Source organism: Nonomuraea sp. NPDC049750 (assembly GCF_040659625.1).
Lineage (GTDB): Bacteria > Actinomycetota > Actinomycetes > Streptosporangiales > Streptosporangiaceae > Nonomuraea.
Map to the genome: position 1 here is coordinate 46328 of NZ_JBFANB010000017.1, position 16306 is coordinate 62633.

A 16306-nucleotide genomic window follows, 5' to 3' on the forward strand; every position below is an offset into this window, starting at 1 on the left:
CCGGCGAACACCCCGGACCTCTTGGCTTGACGGTCGGCCGCCATCGGCAGTGAGATCGCCGAGCGTGCATGGGCACCTACAGGTCGGCTCTGCCCGCGCCCCTGCGGCAGTGGTGTTTGCCGAGCGGAGATGACAGTCCGTGGTACGTGGCTCATCCTGGTGGGTGTCGCGCGACGCGTCAGGCGCCGCCCCACCGCTGGAAGGGCGATCTGATGGGAAAGCGTAAGCCATCGTCGCGGCGCGTCAAGAGCAAACGGCGGCGCCAGGACAGCCGTGAGGAGGGCGATCGCTCCGGCGCGGAGGAGGGATCCTCCGATGAGTCCCCGGCGACAGACGGCCCCGGCCCCGCCCCCCGCTATCCGGTACGCAAGAAGCTGCCTCCCCAGGAATTCTGGAAGGCACCGCCCTCGTCCCAGCCTGTTTCGTCTCAGCGCGGTTCGTCAGGGCCGGCCGCAGACAAGCAGCCCTGGAGAAAAACGAAGCGCGGGCAAAGCCCCGTCCCGGTGAAGGACGATGATTCCGCCTCGAGCTCGGATGAGTCCGAGCTCGAGGAACCGTACGTTGGCGGAACGAACGCGATCACCGTCGGCCCCGCGAACATCGCCCTGTTGACGTACAAGGCCGCATCCGAGTCGGCCGTCAAGAAGTCGTACATCTACCAGGTACTGCAGAAGATCTCCACCAACAAGATCTTCAAAACTTTCTTGCAGGGGGTGGCCGGCCAGAAGCCCGATTGGCGGCAGACAGCACGGGAACAACGAAAGCTGCCCGAGAACAAGCGCTCCATCGATGAGAGCGTCCTCGACAGGCTGGAAGGCGTCGAAAAAAGCGCGAGCATCGCGGTCGTCGACAGGAACGGTTTCCCGGATGGCGAGGACGACATAGGCCCTGCCACCTACAATTCCATCACCCACACCATCGAGATCCAGAATGTCCACGACACGGATGGGTCGCTTTCCGCCGACTACTGGGCCTGCTTCAAAAGCGCCCTGTTCGAGCTGTGCAACGCCTCCCAGCGCCATGTCTCGCTCGCGGTCGACCGTGCGGCCGAGAAGGGCGAGCTCGACTGCGTCAGCTTCGTCCTGGCGGTGGAGGTCGTGGAGCTCAAGAGCGGCGAGATCTTCGACAACCTCTGGGACAAGGTGTCCACGGACAAGGACTGCTGCACCGCGGTGGACCCCGAGACCGGAGAAGCGCGGGCTGTGAAGGCGCCCCGCTCGCGTTACAGGGATACGGGCACAACCCGGCTGGATCGCCTCAACACCTCCATTGGCCATGGCCACGCCGACCAGTTCATCCAAGGCTGGTATCAGCAATACAGCGACGCATACGGGCAGCGACCCGAGTCGGGCACATTCACGCAGCAACGCCTCAAGAAACTGGGGATCACGGTGACGCAGGAAGAGGTCAAGGCCATGCAGGCCCGCGTCGCCTCCTGGCTGAAGAACCCGCAAGGAGTTGACTCCGACGAGGACGACCCCGAGTTCTTCCCCTAACGGGCCAGGCGGCGTCTTCGGGCCAAGGCGCCGCGCCGGGCAACGTTGCCGGACCCGTTGTCGCACCGGCCCGCACCGACGTTCAGCGCCCGCGGCCGTGAAAGACGCGGCGCAGGTCGCTCACCCCAGTTCCGCTACATGGGCGCTCTGGGTCCGTCCAGGTAAGCCGACCGTACAGTCCCCTGTGTGGCGGAGTCTCCCGTTCTAGGTCATGAGCTTCGTGGCATGCCCTCCACCCAAGGGGCACCCGGCCACGCCAGAAGCTTGAGCTTCACCACAATGGCTCAGGCATTCTGCTGGCCACGATCTGGGGGCGGCAGTTGCAGCCAGCCGCGCTCGATCAGCGCCGTCCACCAGGTGCCTCCGGGCTCGGGCACGCCGGAGTACGGCTGGCGGTCCGGGGTGACGCGCAGGACCTGCGGCTCGGCCAGCCGGGCGCCGCTTACCGGGTCGTAGTAGGCGACTTCACCCACAGCGACAGGTGGCCGTCGGCGATGTCGGCCAGGGTATGCCGCAATGCCTGCTCGGCGCGCGGGGTGACGGCAGGACCCTGCTGGCCGGTCAGCGTCCCAAGGCGGCAGACCCCGCCGCGCCGGACTGGCCAGCGCGCAACCGATCCGCGACCTGAGCGGCCAGAGACGGCTTGCGGCTGCCGGACGCATCCACCGACAAGGTGCGGCGCTCGCGGTCAGCGATCAGCGTGCACACCCGAAGCCGGACATCGGCCGGCCCGCGCTCGAGCGTGAGGGAAACGACGTCGGCATACTCATCGAAGGCGCGGGCGGCCCGCTCCAGCGCCTTCGTCAGTGTGACGGCGGTGACAGCCCGGCGGCCGCCACCCAGACCGAGCCGGAACGGCCGGTCTACGGTCACCGTTGTCCGCCGTGGGTCGGTCCGCCGTCGGCGTCGGGAGCTGATGGGAGGCTTGCCGTCCGATTGGCCTGCACCATCTCTTCGAAGGAGCCATACAGGGCCGGCCAGCCGGGGCCAGGCTCCAGCACGCTGTCGGGCAGTTGGTCGAAGCGCGATGGCCATTCAAGGTGTTCACTTCCATATGAGCACTTCAGATAAGGCCGACGCCTATGGCTGGGACGCGCTCATCAGTTTGCAGGATCAGCAGATCGCCGACCTTGTGCACCCGCTCGGCCTGGCAGACGCCCGGATTCTGTACCTTCGATCGCTGCACAACTTCGTGGACCCCACCCGCCATGGTCACCGGCACCCGCTCATCATGTCGGCGCAGGTGTTCATCGAGGTGTTCGCCGCCGAGGTGAGCGGCGCCTCCTACAAGGTCGCCCAGCGCGCCGCCCTGCGTCCATCGTTGCGTTCCCGCGCGGGGATGGCGGGCCCATACTCCATCGACCCATGACTGCGGATCAACCCCGCACCCCATCGCTTTTTCTCCGGCGAAGGCTTCATTCCCGCTCCGAGGAGTGCAGGGCCAGGACTCCTCGGACTTCAGGCGCAATCGGTGTCGGCGTACATATCTAGGTGCGGAGCCGCGTACGAATGACTATCCGTACGCGGCTGTGCACGTGAACCCGTACGCCGATAATCGGCGTTGTGCGCAACGGCCGCGCGAATGATCCGCGCTGCGCGGTGGGGCCGTTCGAGGGCACCTGCAAGCAGGTCTTTTGCGCCGCTGCGTCGGAGGCTCAGCTGGCGATGATGCCGGCGTTGGTGTTGTGCCCGGGTGAGGTGACAATCAGGTTGAAGACTTCGCGTGGTAGGAGTTCCTCGTCCAGGGGCGCGTTTTCCTCAAGTAGCCAATCGAGCGCGGCAGCCAGGGCGGGGACAGGGACAAGAGGCCCTCTGGTGTACACCATGCGCCACGGGGAGGACAGTGAGGCGTTGACGGTCCAGAGGGGATGGTCGCCGTCGCCGCCGCAGCCGACCAGGATGCCGACGTCCTGCCAGAAGGCGATCAGTTCGGCCATGGTTTCCACGGGCGGGTCGTCGCAGGCCTCCACCAGGGCGGAAAATCCGGCGCTCCACCTCTCCCATGCGCCCAGGTTCTCGTCCATGTGGTGGCGCAGCATGTGGAAAGGCGGGCACTCATCGAGGTCCGGAGTATGGCCGACGGGGGGCAGAGCAAGCAGGGGCGGTCGGATACCGTCCCAGATGCTCGATTCCAGCCACTGCTCGGCGCTCAGCCAGCGATCCGGCGCCTGGCCAGCGGCGAGCTCGGCGAGGCGGCCCCTGGTGGCGCACGGGCAGTCCAGCAGGACACCGATGATTTCCGCGGCGCGCGGGCACAGCTCCAGCCAGCCGCTGTCATACAGGGCGAGCATGGCCTGCTCCTCCTTGCCGGGCCGCAGCCCGACGGCGCCGTCAAGGGCGGCGACACGGCGCGGTCGGCTCGGCGGGCTGGGCAGGTCCAGCCGGTGGGGGCGGCTTCCGTAACGGTTGATCCAGGTGGCGGCCAAGGCCAGGCGCTGCTCCTCGAGTGCATCCTGGACGGCGTGCATCTGCCGGTCTTGCGCTGCGCGCAGCACGTCGCGGCGCTGACGTTCGGCGGGAGTCAGGTGAACGCTGCAGTCAGCCTGGAGTGGGCCTGGTCGTTGTACGCGCCGATCCCCGCGGTGGCGATGCAGCAGGGCGGACATTTCAACAAGGACCTCTCCAAGATCGAATTCGAATGAGTCGGGCCAGATCCACCGTCAATCAGATAGACCCGCTGGGCCAGTAGAAGCCCGGACAACGACCTCCGAGCTGAATTCCGGCCCGACAGTTGGGGGAGTGGTCCCCGTCGCCGCGCTGATTGCCAGGGCGGCACTGTACCGTCCAAGACCCGCAGTGTCGGTACGGATTGTGGTGAGCTGCGGATGGAAGAAGCCTGCGAGCGGGGTGTCGTCGTGGCCGATGACCGAAACATCCTTCGGCACGTCGAGCCCACTCCGAAGTGCTGCGCCCACGAGAGACGCGGCGACATCGTCGTTGTAGGCCGCTACGGCTGTGATGCCCGAGGCGTGCCATTGGAGTACCAGATCGGCGGAGGCCTGCTGGTCGAAGAGATCCACCTGCACTTCCGCTGCTATCTCCATACCCAGGTGCTGAGCGGCGCTAAATGAATGCTCCCGTCGCTCCGCGACGAGCTCGGCAATACGCGGATCAGTGGAGCCTGCGAAAGCGATCCGTCTGTGACCAAGGCTGTGCAGATGCTCCACCTGCAGACGTGGCCCCTCGTCAACGTATACCGTGCCGTTGGCCCGTTCGGGATCGGGAATCAGGTTTACGATCCCGGCGGCACGTATGGAGGCGACGTCCTCGGCTGAGATGGGTGTCATCGACATGACGACATCGGGCTGCAAGGTCTCCCAGAGCGGCCGCGCCAATCCGGTGGGGTGGGACGTATAGGTGACAAGGGTGTAGCCGGCTTCGTCGAGCGTCAGGGACGCTTCCTCGATGTTCCGGCGCAGGGCGAAGTCCAGGGGCCAGTCCGGCAGGATCATCAGGATGATGTGGCTGCGCCCGCTGGCCAGCGCTCGTGCCGCTGAGTGAGGTTGGTACCCGAGACGCTTGGCCTCAGCCAGGACACGGGCACGAGTGGGTTCCGAGATCGTCTGCCCCGGAGTGTTGTTCAGGACGAAGCCCACGGTGGCCCGCGATATGCCCAGCGAGCGGGCAATGTCCGCTGCTGTGGGGCGGCGAGTAAGGTGCTCTGACGTCATGGCTCCCTAAGTGGCTAAATAGCAGTGTAGTTGGGGCGGGCGGTTACCTGCGGTAACGTAACCGCCCGCCCAGCCCGGTGAAGGTCAGAGGCGTGCGAAGCCTCCGTTGGCCATGCTCCCGAGCCATGCCAGGGACGGCTTCGGTGTGCGGACGAACGTCTGCCGGTCGACCTCGATCAGGCCGAAGGTTGGCCCGTAGTCTCCCCACTCGTAGTTGTCGAGTAGTGTCCAGTGAAGGTACCCGCGGACGTCGATGCCGTCGTTGACCGCGGACTTCAGGTGACGCAGCGCTTCGGTGGTGTAGGCGATGCGGCGATCGTCGTCCGCGGTGGCGATGCCGTTCTCTGTGATGAGCAGCGGAACACCGCCGGCTTCGTCCCATGCTCGGCGCAGCGAGATTCCGAGCGCATCTGGGCGGTAGGCCCAGCCGGTGATCGTGTTGTCCTCGCTCGGCGAATGCGGGGTTACGCCATCCGGGCCGACCGTCTGGCTGGTGTACGACTGAACACCGACGAAGTCGTCCTCGCGAGACACGCTGAGGTAGAAGCCCTCCCACTGGTGGTGCACGCGGTCGAAGACATCTTCATTACCGGGAGTCGGCTCGAGGGCTTGCTGTGCGATGGTCCATCCGACGTTCGCGTCCGTGTGCTCGTGGAGGACATCGCGCGCGGCGCGATGCGCATTCGCGAAGATCTCGCCGATACGAAGGTCGGGGAGCGGCGAGGCCGGGTTCTGGACTTCGGGAAGCTTCGCATCGGGGTTATGAAGCTTGGCGAGCACGTTGAAGAGCGCCATCATGTTGGGCTCGTTGATCGTGCAGACCCAATCAACGTTGTCCAATGCGGGACTGACGTACTCGATGTAGCCGCGGAACCGATCAACGGCCCGAGGGTTCTCCCAGCCGCCATCATGAGCGAACCAGCGAGGGCTCGTGAAGTGCTGCAGCGTGACCACCGGCTGGATTCCCAGCTCAAGGGCAGTGTCGACCATCCGGCGGTAGTGGTCGAGCATCGCACGGGAGAACATGTCTTCCTCGGGCTGGATGCGGGCCCACTCGAACCCGAAGCGGTAGGCGTTCAACCCGGCTCCGGCCAGCAGCCTCATGTCCTCACCATAACGATGGAAGCTGTCGAGTGCGTCCCCGCTCCGGTCCGGGAACGGCACCCCGGGGGTGTTCTCGATCTCCCACCAATCCGCGTTGATGTTGTTTCCTTCGATCTGATGCGGCGCGGTGGATGCGCCCCACAGGAATGCGTCGGTTGCAGACACAGGTTCTCCTTCGAACAGTCCTATTGCTGCCCAGCCATTTACTTGCGCGCGCTAGTTAGGCACTGTAGCGTCCTTGCGACTAGCCCGCGCTAGTACCACCCGGCTTGACCTCACGACAATGGAGTCTTCATGAACAGTCCGGCGAGATACCCATCGTTGCGCCCCGCTCCCTGCCGCGTCTGCTGACCCGGCGGTGATCATGGCAGAGGCTGCGCCGGCCAAGGAGCTCCCGAAGGTCGGCAACCGCTACATCTGGCTGCTTGTGCTCGCCCAGTTCGGTGTGTTCATGGCCTTCATCACACCGCTTGCGATCTCGCTCTCAATCCGCGTAAACGCCTTGGCTCCGGGACACGAGGAATACCTCGGATACATCACCGGCGTCGGCGCCCTGGTTGTCATGCTCACGGGGCCGCTGCTGGGAGTCGCGAGCGACCGCACCCGCACGCGGTTGGGTCGCCGACGCCCGTTCATCATCGTCGGCACGCTCCTCGGCGTCATCTCCCTCCTCGTCATGGCGCTGGCGCCATCCGTCGTGGTACTCGGTCTTGGATGGATCCTGGCGCAACTCGGCTGGGGACAGGCTCTGGGTGGCCTGACCAACTCGCAAGCAGATCGTCTTCCCGAGTCGCAGCGTGGCAAGGTGGCTGGTCTCGGAGGATTCGCCACTCAGATCGCTCCCGTGTTCGGTGTGGTGATCGCGGGTGGCCTTTCCGGCAACCCGCTCCTGCTGTTCCTGATCCCCGGAGTGATCGGCGTCATCTCGGTTCTTCTTTTCGTGATCTTCGTCCACGAGGACGACAGCCGGGGTCTGCGCTTCGAAGACCGACTCACCGTCAAGACGCTGCTCGCGAAGTACGTGTTCAACCCGCGAAAGTTCCCGGACTTCTCCTGGAACTGGCTGGGCCGCTTCCTGTTCTACTTCGGCCTCACCTTCAACACCACGTTCACTGCGTTCTTCTTCGCCGCCCGCATGGGCGTCTCCGTCGACAAGGTCGGCGGCGTCATCGCCGCCGCTGGGGGCATCGGTGTGCTGGCCACGACGATCGGAGCCATCGGCGGCGGATTCCTCTCCGACAAGGTCAAGCGGCGGAAGCCGTTCGTCGTCCTCTCCGGGGCTGTGATGGCGGTCGGCATGCTCACGATGGCATTCTCCACCGCCGTGCCTGTTCTCATTGCCGGCTCGCTCATCGTCTCCCTCGGTCTTGGTGGATTCGCTGCCGTGGATCAGGCGCTGTTGCTCGACGTCCTCCCAGAGCGCGAGACGGATGCCGGCCGATACATGGGCATCGTCGGGTTCGCTGCATCAATCCCGCAGGCCGTCGCTCCCCTGATCGCCCCGCTCTTCCTTGCGATCGGGGTCGCCGCGGGCGGCAAGAACTACACGCTGCTGTTTATCGTCGCTGCCGCCTGTGTACTGCTCGGCGGAATCGTCGTTCTACGCGTCCGATCCGTCCGCTGAACCCGCATCATTCCTCGGACGTTCCCTCACAGGCAGGTACTGGAGCCATGCCCCACTCAACTGCGAACTTCATCACCCCGACTTTCCCGACCGGGAAGGAGGGAGACCTCGCACCGTACTTCCGTCGAAGCTTCACGGCACCGAGCAGCCCGATCAAGGCGACGCTGCGCATCACCGCGGTCGGGCTCGTCGAGCCGTGGATCAACGGCAACCGCGTCGGAGACGAGGTCCTGGCGCCTGGCTGGACCTCCTACCGGAACAGGCTCGCCGTGAGCACCCACGACGTGACGGATCTCATCACGCCTGGCGAGAACGTCTTGGGCGCGATCGTCGGCGACGGCTGGGCGCTCGGGCGGCTCGGTTGGGAGAACAAGCGCAACCACTACAGCGAACGCCCCGCCCTCTGGGCTGAACTCACCATCGAGTACGCCAACGACTCGCAGCTCGTCGTCACCGACGAGGACTTCCGTGCCTCGACCGGCGCGATCCTCTCATCATCGATTTACGACGGTGAAAGCGTGGACGCCCGGCTCGAACCGAATGGGTGGTCCGAGCCGGGATTCGACGACTCCGCTTGGTCGAAGGTGGAAACGTTCGAATGGCCGTCGGAAGCACTGTTCGACCGCACCGCCGACCCGATCCGTCGCGTGGAGCAGCTTGCCCCGGTCGAGATCACCAAGAGCCCGTCCGGTCGGACGATCGTCGACTTCGGCCAGAACATCTCCGGTTGGGTCCGCTTCACGGTGAGAGCTTCGGAAGGCGACACGATCACGCTGCGACATGCGGAGACCCTGACCGAGGGTGAACTCGACACCGAGACGTTGCGTACAGCGAAGGCGACGGATACCTTCACCGCGGCCGGCGGCGGGCCCGAGACCTTCGAACCGCGATTCACCTTCCACGGCTTCCGCTATGCCGAGGTCGACGGGTGGCCGGGGGAGCTTCGAGACGAGGATCTGCGCGCGGTCGTCGTGCACAGCGACATGCGCCGTACCGGCTGGTTCGAAACCTCCAACGAGCTGATCAACCGCATGCATCAGAACGCCGTGTGGTCGATGCGTGACAACTTCGTCGGCGTCCCCACCGACTGTCCGCAGCGCGATGAGCGTCTGGGATGGACCGGCGACCTGAACGCATTCGGTCCGACCGCAGCGTACCTCTACGACGTGCGCGCGGTCATCGGCTCCTGGCTGGACGACCTTGCCGCCGAACAGGCCGAAAAGGGATATGTCCCGTGGGTTGTTCCGGACATCCTCTCTACCCCATCGCCGCCGACCGCGCTGTGGAGCGACGTCGCAGTGAGCCTGCCGTGGGCTCTCTATCAGGAGTACGGCGACCAAGGGATACTCCGTCGCGCCTATCCGTCGATGACGACCTTCATCCGCAGCGTCGAGGCCGTTCTTGACGAGAACGGCTTGTGGTCCAGCGGCTTCCAGTACGGCGACTGGCTCGACCCTGACGCGCCGATGGACAACCCGGCCGGCGGCAAGACCGACCGCCACCTGGTTGCATCCGCATACCTCGCAAAGACCACCCGGGAGATGGCGGAGACGGCTGCGATCCTCGGAGAGGACGACGACGCACGCCACTTCGCGGCTCTCGCCGACCGCGTTCGCGGCGCCTTCCGACGCGAGTACGTGACTGCCGCCGGTCGTGTGACGAACGAGACCGCGACAGCGTACGCGCTGGCGATCTGCTTCGGCCTCCTCGATGAGGACCAGCGTCAGCACGCCGGCGACGAGCTCGCCCGGTTGGTCGCCAAAGCAGGCTTCACCATCTCGACCGGGTTCGCAGGAACGCCCATGGTCACCGACGCGCTTTCCAGCACCGGACATCTCGCGGAAGCGTACGCGCTGCTCACCGAGACCCGATGCCCCTCCTTCCTCTACCCGGTCACCATGGGTGCGACGACGATCTGGGAACGGTGGGACTCCATCCGTCCGGACGGCACCATCAACCCGTCGGGGATGACCTCTCTGAATCACTACGCATTCGGCGCGGTGTGCTCGTGGCTGCATCGGGTCGTCGGCGGCATTCAGGCCGCGGAGCCCGGTTACCGGCGCCTCCTGATCGCACCGCAGCCCGGCGGCGGTCTCACCCATGCCTCGGCTCGTCACGTGACCGTACACGGCGAGGTCGCCGTGACGTGGCGCATCGAAGAGGGCGTCATGACGGTGGACGTGACCGTTCCTCACGCGACGGAAGCACTCGTGCGGCTTCCCCTCCACCCGGAGGCGGCGGAGGTCACCGTCGAAGCCGGCACGCACTCATGGCGATACAGCGCCCCGGGGGCCGAGCGTCCCGAGTACTCGATGGACACCGCACTCAAAGTCCTCGCCGCAGACCCGATCGTGTGGCGGAGCCTGGCCGAAGTCTTCGCCAAGCATCTGCCCGGAATCCCTATCGACGGCAACGCGCCGGAAGCCGCCGGCATGACCCTGGAGCTCCTCCTGCAATACATCCCCGGCGCAGCCCCCGAGCTCCGGGAGGACCTCGAGCAGGCTGTCACGAGGGCGAGCGTGCCGGCGTGACCGCAATCGAGAATGACGTCGTTCGAGGTCGCCACGGCCCGATACCGATTCGCCGCTACCGACCCGAGACACCGGTAGCAGGAGCCGATCCGTTGGTGTGGCTGCATGGGGGAGCGTTCTCCTTCGGCGGCCTCGATCAGCCGGAGTCGCACGCGCCAGCCCTGGCCCTCGCTGCGACCGGGCGACCGGTCGTCGCCGTCGACTACCGACGAGTTCCCCGATGGAGTTCCATCCGCAAGACGAAGCCAGGGGTCTTGGAAGGGATACGATTCCCGATCCCGCTGGAGGACGTTCTGGATGCCGTCGACAGCATCCGTTCCGAGGCAATGGATGGGCGGATCATTCTCGGCGGAGCAAGCGCGGGCGCCTGCCTGGCCGCCGCGGCCACTCTCCGGCTCATCCGCGAGAACAGGCCCGGTCCGGCCGCTTTGGTCTTGGCCTATGGCACCTTCCATGCCGCCCTGCCTTCCATCCCGGATGAGCTCCGAGCCAGGATCCGCGGACGACACGCGATCGCCCAGTTCAGACCTCAAACGGTCGAGCGCATGAACCGCAACTACACGGGAAGGCGAGAAGCAATGGCCGACGCCACCGCATTCCCTGGTGGTCACGACCTCAGTGGGTTCCCACGGAGCCTTCTCGTGGACGCCGACCGCGATTCGCTCCGCGCTTCCGGCGGCGCCTTCGCCGCCGAGCTCGACCGCTTCAACGTCCCGGTCGACTACGAGATCGTCGCAGAGGCGCCGCACGGCTTTCTCAACCGACCGGAATCCGGCTACTTCGCCACCGGAATGGCAACGATCAGCGGCTGGCTCACCCGCACAGCGCATCTTATTCAGCAACCTGTGACACAGACGACCAGAGGAGCAGTCCAATGAGCGACCACTACAGCATCGAGGAACGCGCGTCGGCGCTCGGCGGCCAGGACTTCACCGGCTCCACCGCCGCGGCAGGTCTTCCCGCAATCGTTTTGAGCGACGGGCCGCACGGTGTGCGCAGGCAGGGCCGGACCGGTGACAACCTCGGCGTCTACGACAGCGAACCGGCGACATGTTTCCCGACCGGATCGGCGATCGCCTCCAGCTGGAACCCGCAGCTCGTCCGTGAAATCGGCGTCGCGCTCGGGCGCGAGGCCCGGGCGCGCGACGTACAGGTGCTTCTGGGCCCCGCGGTCAACCTCAAGCGTTCACCTCTCGGCGGCCGCAACTTCGAGTATTTCTCCGAGGATCCGCTGCTCGCCGGCGTACTGGGCGCAGAGTGGGTGAAAGGCGTCCAGAGCCAAGGCGTCGCAGCCTCTGTGAAGCACTTCGCCGTCAACAATCAAGAGACCGACCGCATGCGCGTCAGCGCCGAAGTGGACGAGCGCACTCTCCGGGAACTCTACTTGGCGGTCTTCGAACGGATCGTGACGGAAGCGACCCCGTGGACGGTGATGAGCTCGTACAACGCCATCAATGGTGTTTACTCCTCCGAGAACCGCTGGTTGCTGACCGACCTGCTGCGCGATGAGTGGGGCTTCGACGGCCTCGTGGTCTCCGACTGGGGCGCGATCAAGGACCGGGTAGTCGCACTCGCCGCCGGGCTCGATCTGGAGATGCCCTCGAGCAACGGCGCGGGAACCAGGGACATCGTCACCGCCGTGAGGGAAGGCCGACTCAGCGAGGACGTCATCGATGTCAGCATCGAGAGGCTCCGGCAGCTGATCGAGCGGACCGCCGAGCGAGGTGCGTCCTTCGATATCGAGACTCATCACCAGCTCGCGCGGCGGGCTGCAGCCGAGTCCGTCGTTCTCCTCCGAAATGAGAACAGCACGCTTCCGCTGAAGCCGGGGACCAAGCTTGCCGTCCTGGGTGCGCTGGCTGTCGAATCGCAGTTCCAGGGCGGTGGGTCCTCCCATGTGAATCCGACACGGGTCGACATCCCGCTTGAGGAACTGCGGACTGTGTTCGGCGACGTCGCATTCGCCACCGGTTACACCTCCGCCGGCACCGACGAGGAACAGCTGCAGGAGGCACGAGACATTGCCCGCGACGCGGACGTCGCGATCGTCTTCGCAGGGCTCTGGGAGAGCGAGCAGTCGGAGGGGTTCGACCGAGTAGATCTGCAACTGCCGGCAGGACAGGTGGAACTCATCCAGGCCGTCGCCGCCGTCGCACCTCGGACCGTCGTGGTGCTCGCCAACGGCGGAGTGGTCAGCCTCGAACCGTGGCACGACTCCGTCGACGCCATCGTCGAGGGCTGGACGCTCGGACAGGCGATCGGCGGGGCGATCACGGACGTGGTCACGGGCGTCACCAACCCGTCGGGGCGCCTTGCGGAGACCATCCCGGTGGCGCTCGCTGACGCGCCGTCGTACTTCAACTTCCCAGGCGAGCAGGAAGTCGTGCGGTATGGCGAGGGTGTCTTCGTCGGCTACCGGGCGCACGTAACCTCCGGGCAGGGCGCGCGCTATCCGTTCGGCCACGGCCTGTCATACACCACATTCGACGTCAGCGATCTGAGCGTCGAAGCGTCCGGGGCCGATGGTGCCGTGGTCCACGTCACAGTCACGAACACCGGCTCCGTCGCCGGTGCCGACGTCGTGCAGGTGTACGTCGCACCGCCCGCATCGCGCGTCCGGCGACCCGTTCGTGAGCTGGGTGCGTTCGCCAAGGTGACTCTGGAGCCCGGAGAGTCGACGAGAATCGACCTCGAACTGGATCGGACGACGTTCCGATTCTGGGACGCCGGAGGCCACCGCTGGTGGGTGGAACCCGGCAGCTACGGGGTCGAGATCGGCCGCTCCGCGACGGACATCGTCGCGCGCGTCGAGGTCGAGCTGGAAGGCGACACGGAAGCACCTCCGGAGCTGACTCGCACCTCGACGGTGAAGGAGTTCTTCGCCCACCCGGTTGTCGGGCCCGCGCTCATGGAGGGGATGCTCGCCAACGCCACCCCCGAGCAGCGCGAGGCGGCCGAAGCGGGAGCGGACATGCTGCGGATGGTCGATTCCATGCCGATGGACCAGTTCGCACGGTTCCCCGGCGTCGGTCTGCCCGACGAGACCCTCGACATGCTGATCGCTCTGAGCCGACAGCCCGCTGAGGTCTAGTCGGCGTGCGGGGAAGTCACGAATCGGAGGCGCGGTTTCCGAGGCTCACGAGGACCCGCGTCCTCCTCACCGGGGCAACCGGCAACTGGGGGCGCGCCGCGCTCCGCGAGTTCCGTGAGCGTGGTGACCGGATGCGCGTCGTCGCGTTCGCGCTGGACACCGAGCTGGACCGGGCCATCCTCGACGAGTTCGCCGACATGGAGAACCTCGAAGTCTTCTGGGGCGATCTGCTGAACCTCGCAGACGTGCAGCGCGCCATCCGCGATGTCGACCTGATCCTCCACGTCGGCGCCGTCGTCTCACCGCTCGCCGACCAGCATCCCGAACTCGCGCAGCGCGTGAACATCGGCAGCATGCAGAACATCATCCGCGCGATGGCGGCTCTGCCCGACCCGGGGTCGGTCGGGGTCGTGGGCATCGGCTCGGTGGCCGAGACCGGCGACCGCACGCCGCCGACCCACTGGGGCCGGGTCGGCGACCCGATCCGTGTGTCGCAGTTCGACGAGTACGGGCAGACGAAGGTCGTCGCCGAGAAGCTGCTGATCGAGTCAGGGCTGCCCAAGTGGGCATGGTTGCGCCAGACCGGCATCTTCCACCCGGGGATGCTCGCCCTCCGTGACCCGATCATGACCCACTCCACCCTGGGCGGCGTCATGGAGTGGACGACCGCCGAGGACTCGGCACGACTGCTCGTTGGCATCGCCGAACGCGACCTGCCCGAGGAGTTCTGGGGCGGCATCTACAACATCGGCGGCGGGGAGGAGTGGCGGCTGACGAACTGGCGACTGCAGACCGCGATCAGCGGTGCCCTCGGCGTCGCCGACGTGCGTGGCTGGTACAACCGCAACTGGTTCGCCACCCGCAACTTCCACGGCCACTGGTACACCGACAGCGACTGGCTCAATGATCTCGTTCCGTTCCGGCGGGACACGTTCAATCAGGCTCTTGAGCGAGCTGTCGCGACGCTCCCGGACTCCGTGCGGTCGGCCGGTCGCGTGCCAGGGTGGATGGTGAAGAACCTCGTCATGCGCCCGCTCACCCGAAAGCCCCGCGGGACGATGCACGCGATCGCCCACCACGATGAGGCCGCCATCCGAGCGCACTTCGGTTCGCTCGAGGAGTGGCGGGCGATCGGCGTGGATGACGTTTGTTGTGCCGGAGCCTTCACGCACTCCGTCGTACCTCGACCACGGGTTCGATGAGGACACGGCGGCCAGCGACTGGGATCGCGACGACTACGTGCGCGCGCACAGTTCCGCGGCGGCGAACTCGTGTCGCCTTCCGTGCAGCAGGGACAGCCGCGCGAGCCCTGATCTGGAGCTGCGCCTTCGGGCACATCTTCGCCGCCAGCCCGTTCCTCATCCTCGCCGGCGGCCACTGGTGCCCGGACTGCACGCGCGACAGCGCCGGTTACGAGCGCCAGGCTGAGCGCAACCCGTTCTTCGCCCAGCTCTACTCCGCCTCAACGCGATCCGCTCGGTTCGCGCAGCCGTCCTAATGAACCTCGCGGGAGCCGTCGTCCTCCGCATCCGGCCCCATCCGCTGACCTTCTAGGGAGCCCTTCATGTCGATCGAATCATCGAGTCCGGGAAACGCTCGAACGCCATCCGAAACTGGGCCCGGCCTGGTTGAGCGCGATAGCGCGCGAGAACGCACTGGGAGCGCCGGGTCGTGGGCTGGTGGCTACCTCGCCGTCGAAGGTAAGCCTTTCCCGGTCATCGGAGCAGAGGTGCATAACTCGAGGTCGAGCAGCATCCCCGCCATTGAGGCCTCGTTCACGACGGTGCAGGAACTCGGCGCTAACACCGTCCTCGCACCGGTGGCGTGGGACCTGCTCGAGCCGTCTGAGGGCACGTTCGACTTCACGCTTCTCGACCGGATGATCGGCGCGGCGCGCGAGCGGGGCCTTCGACTCATCCCGCTTTGGTTTGGATCGTGGAAGAACGCTGTCTCGACCTATGTGCCCGCGTGGGTCAAGACCGACGTGGCGCGGTTCCCGAGAAGTGAGCTGTCAGACGGGTCGAGGGTCGAGCAGGTCACGCCGTTCGGGATGGCAGCGCGCGACGCCGACGCGCGCGCGTTCGCGGCGTTGCTGCGCCATATCCGCGAGGTGGACGCCGATAGGACCGTGATCGCCGTCCAGGTGGAGAACGAGATCGGCCTGTTGGGCGACTGCCGGGATCGCAGCGCGGGCGCGGAGCGCGCATTCGCAGCGCCGGTCCCCGCTACGGTCATCGAGGCGATCGCCGGGGACGAGAGCGCCCCAATCCATGCCGAATGGCTAGGCGCGGGCGCTCGCCGAGAGGGTACCTGGGCGGAGCTCTTCCCCCCTGGCGACCGCGTGGACGAGGCCTTCATGGCCGCAGCCTTCGCTACATATACCGAGGTCGTCGCCGCCGCCGGGGCGGCAGAATACGACGTCCCCCTGTTCGTGAACGCCTGGCTCGACGCCGACAGCGTGCTCGATGGCACGGTGGCGCTGGCGGGCGGGAAGCGACCCGGACAGTACCCGAGCGGCGGGCCAGTCATGCCTGTCGCCGCGATCTGGGAGGCCTTGGCACCGTCCTTGCACTTCCTCGCCGTCGACGCGTACGTGAAGGATGCCGAGCCCGTCTTCGCCGCGTACCGCTCCCGCCGAGACCGCCTGTTCGTGCCGGAACTGCGGGCCGATGCTGAGGGCATGGCCCAGATGTTCGCCGCCGTCGGTGGGCACCGCGCCGTGGGGGTATCGTTCTTCGGCGTTGACGCCTGGCGAAGACGGCCGGCCTGAGTCACGCAGCCGCCCGGCG

Annotated in this window: 14 protein-coding genes; 9 read left to right on the forward strand and 5 right to left on the reverse strand. The window is 66.4% G+C overall.

What is annotated here, in order from left to right:
• The first annotated feature begins 212 nt into the window (after nt 1–212).
• Complete coding sequence (locus AB0J16_RS35785) at nt 213–1496, forward strand: hypothetical protein (protein ID WP_358547906.1); 1284 nt, start codon at nt 213–215, stop codon at nt 1494–1496.
• A gap of 284 nt (nt 1497–1780) precedes the next feature.
• Here AB0J16_RS35785 and AB0J16_RS35790 read toward each other — a convergent pair whose 3' ends face one another.
• Both AB0J16_RS35790 and AB0J16_RS35795 read right to left on the reverse strand, forming a co-directional pair.
• Nucleotides 1781–1969 (reverse strand): hypothetical protein, encoded by a 189-nt coding sequence (locus tag AB0J16_RS35790; RefSeq protein WP_358547908.1) that lies wholly within the window; start codon nt 1967–1969, stop codon nt 1781–1783.
• An 88-nt stretch (nt 1970–2057) separates the two neighbouring features.
• Nucleotides 2058–2369 (reverse strand): hypothetical protein, encoded by a 312-nt coding sequence (locus AB0J16_RS35795; protein WP_358547911.1) that lies wholly within the window; start codon nt 2367–2369, stop codon nt 2058–2060.
• 181 nt (nt 2370–2550) lie between these two features.
• Between AB0J16_RS35795 and AB0J16_RS35800 the strand changes: the two genes are divergently transcribed.
• Nucleotides 2551–2865: a hypothetical protein gene (locus tag AB0J16_RS35800; RefSeq protein WP_358547913.1), complete on the forward strand. Its 315-nt coding sequence runs from the start codon at nt 2551–2553 to the stop codon at nt 2863–2865.
• Nucleotides 2866–3151: 286 nt separating this feature from the next.
• Here AB0J16_RS35800 and AB0J16_RS35805 read toward each other — a convergent pair whose 3' ends face one another.
• Nucleotides 3152–3964 carry a hypothetical protein gene (locus AB0J16_RS35805; protein ID WP_358547915.1) on the reverse strand — a complete coding sequence of 271 codons (813 nt, stop codon included), beginning with the start codon at nt 3962–3964 and terminating at the stop codon, nt 3152–3154.
• On the opposite strand from AB0J16_RS35805, the gene AB0J16_RS35810 reads away from it, so the two are divergent.
• Nucleotides 3959–4138, forward strand: a complete 180-nt coding sequence (locus tag AB0J16_RS35810) for a hypothetical protein (protein ID WP_358547918.1) — start codon at nt 3959–3961, stop codon at nt 4136–4138. The genes AB0J16_RS35805 and AB0J16_RS35810 overlap by 6 nt on opposite strands.
• 18 nt (nt 4139–4156) lie before the next feature.
• Here AB0J16_RS35810 and AB0J16_RS35815 read toward each other — a convergent pair whose 3' ends face one another.
• Together AB0J16_RS35815 and AB0J16_RS35820 are read right to left on the reverse strand one after the other, a co-directional pair.
• Nucleotides 4157–5167, reverse strand: coding sequence for a LacI family DNA-binding transcriptional regulator (locus tag AB0J16_RS35815; protein WP_358547921.1), 1011 nt, complete (start codon nt 5165–5167; stop codon nt 4157–4159).
• Between the two features lie 84 nt (nt 5168–5251).
• On the reverse strand, nt 5252–6436 hold the full coding sequence (locus AB0J16_RS35820) for a family 1 glycosylhydrolase (RefSeq protein ID WP_358547924.1): 1185 nt from the start codon (nt 6434–6436) through the stop codon (nt 5252–5254).
• Between the two features lie 199 nt (nt 6437–6635).
• Here AB0J16_RS35820 and AB0J16_RS35825 point away from each other — a divergent pair, with 199 nt between their 5' ends.
• From AB0J16_RS35825 to AB0J16_RS35850, 6 genes are all read left to right on the forward strand, one after another.
• On the forward strand, nt 6636–7895 hold the full coding sequence (locus AB0J16_RS35825) for an MFS transporter (RefSeq protein ID WP_358548403.1): 1260 nt from the start codon (nt 6636–6638) through the stop codon (nt 7893–7895).
• A 47-nt stretch (nt 7896–7942) separates the two neighbouring features.
• A complete protein-coding gene (locus AB0J16_RS35830; RefSeq protein ID WP_358547927.1) occupies nt 7943–10426 on the forward strand; it encodes a family 78 glycoside hydrolase catalytic domain in 2484 nt (827 codons plus the stop codon).
• Nucleotides 10423–11304, forward strand: a complete 882-nt coding sequence (locus tag AB0J16_RS35835) for an alpha/beta hydrolase fold domain-containing protein (RefSeq protein ID WP_358547930.1) — start codon at nt 10423–10425, stop codon at nt 11302–11304. Before AB0J16_RS35830 ends, AB0J16_RS35835 begins: the two co-directional genes overlap by 4 nt.
• Complete coding sequence (locus AB0J16_RS35840) at nt 11301–13517, forward strand: glycoside hydrolase family 3 C-terminal domain-containing protein (protein ID WP_358547933.1); 2217 nt, start codon at nt 11301–11303, stop codon at nt 13515–13517. Before AB0J16_RS35835 ends, AB0J16_RS35840 begins: the two co-directional genes overlap by 4 nt.
• 5 nt (nt 13518–13522) lie before the next feature.
• Nucleotides 13523–14719, forward strand: a complete 1197-nt coding sequence (locus AB0J16_RS35845) for an NAD(P)-dependent oxidoreductase (protein WP_358547936.1) — start codon at nt 13523–13525, stop codon at nt 14717–14719.
• A gap of 362 nt (nt 14720–15081) precedes the next feature.
• Entirely contained in the window at nt 15082–16287 is a 1206-nt protein-coding gene (locus AB0J16_RS35850; protein ID WP_358547939.1) for a beta-galactosidase, read from the forward strand.
• The last annotated feature ends 19 nt before the right edge of the window (nt 16288–16306 follow it).

What these genes read in the sequence shown, in the direction of transcription:
- AB0J16_RS35830 (WP_358547927.1), top strand. Translation starts at nt 7,943, where the DNA reads ATGCCCCACTCAACTGCGAACTTCATCACCCCGACTTTCCCGACCGGG.
- AB0J16_RS35850 (WP_358547939.1), top strand. Translation starts at nt 15,082, where the DNA reads ATGTCGATCGAATCATCGAGTCCGGGAAACGCTCGAACGCCATCCGAA.
- AB0J16_RS35825 (WP_358548403.1), top strand. Translation starts at nt 6,636, where the DNA reads ATGGCAGAGGCTGCGCCGGCCAAGGAGCTCCCGAAGGTCGGCAACCGC.
- AB0J16_RS35785 (WP_358547906.1), top strand. Translation starts at nt 213, where the DNA reads ATGGGAAAGCGTAAGCCATCGTCGCGGCGCGTCAAGAGCAAACGGCGG.
- AB0J16_RS35815 (WP_358547921.1), bottom strand. Translation starts at nt 5,167, where the DNA reads ATGACGTCAGAGCACCTTACTCGCCGCCCCACAGCAGCGGACATTGCC.
- AB0J16_RS35840 (WP_358547933.1), top strand. Translation starts at nt 11,301, where the DNA reads ATGAGCGACCACTACAGCATCGAGGAACGCGCGTCGGCGCTCGGCGGC.
- AB0J16_RS35800 (WP_358547913.1), top strand. Translation starts at nt 2,551, where the DNA reads ATGAGCACTTCAGATAAGGCCGACGCCTATGGCTGGGACGCGCTCATC.
- AB0J16_RS35805 (WP_358547915.1), bottom strand. Translation starts at nt 3,964, where the DNA reads ATGCACGCCGTCCAGGATGCACTCGAGGAGCAGCGCCTGGCCTTGGCC.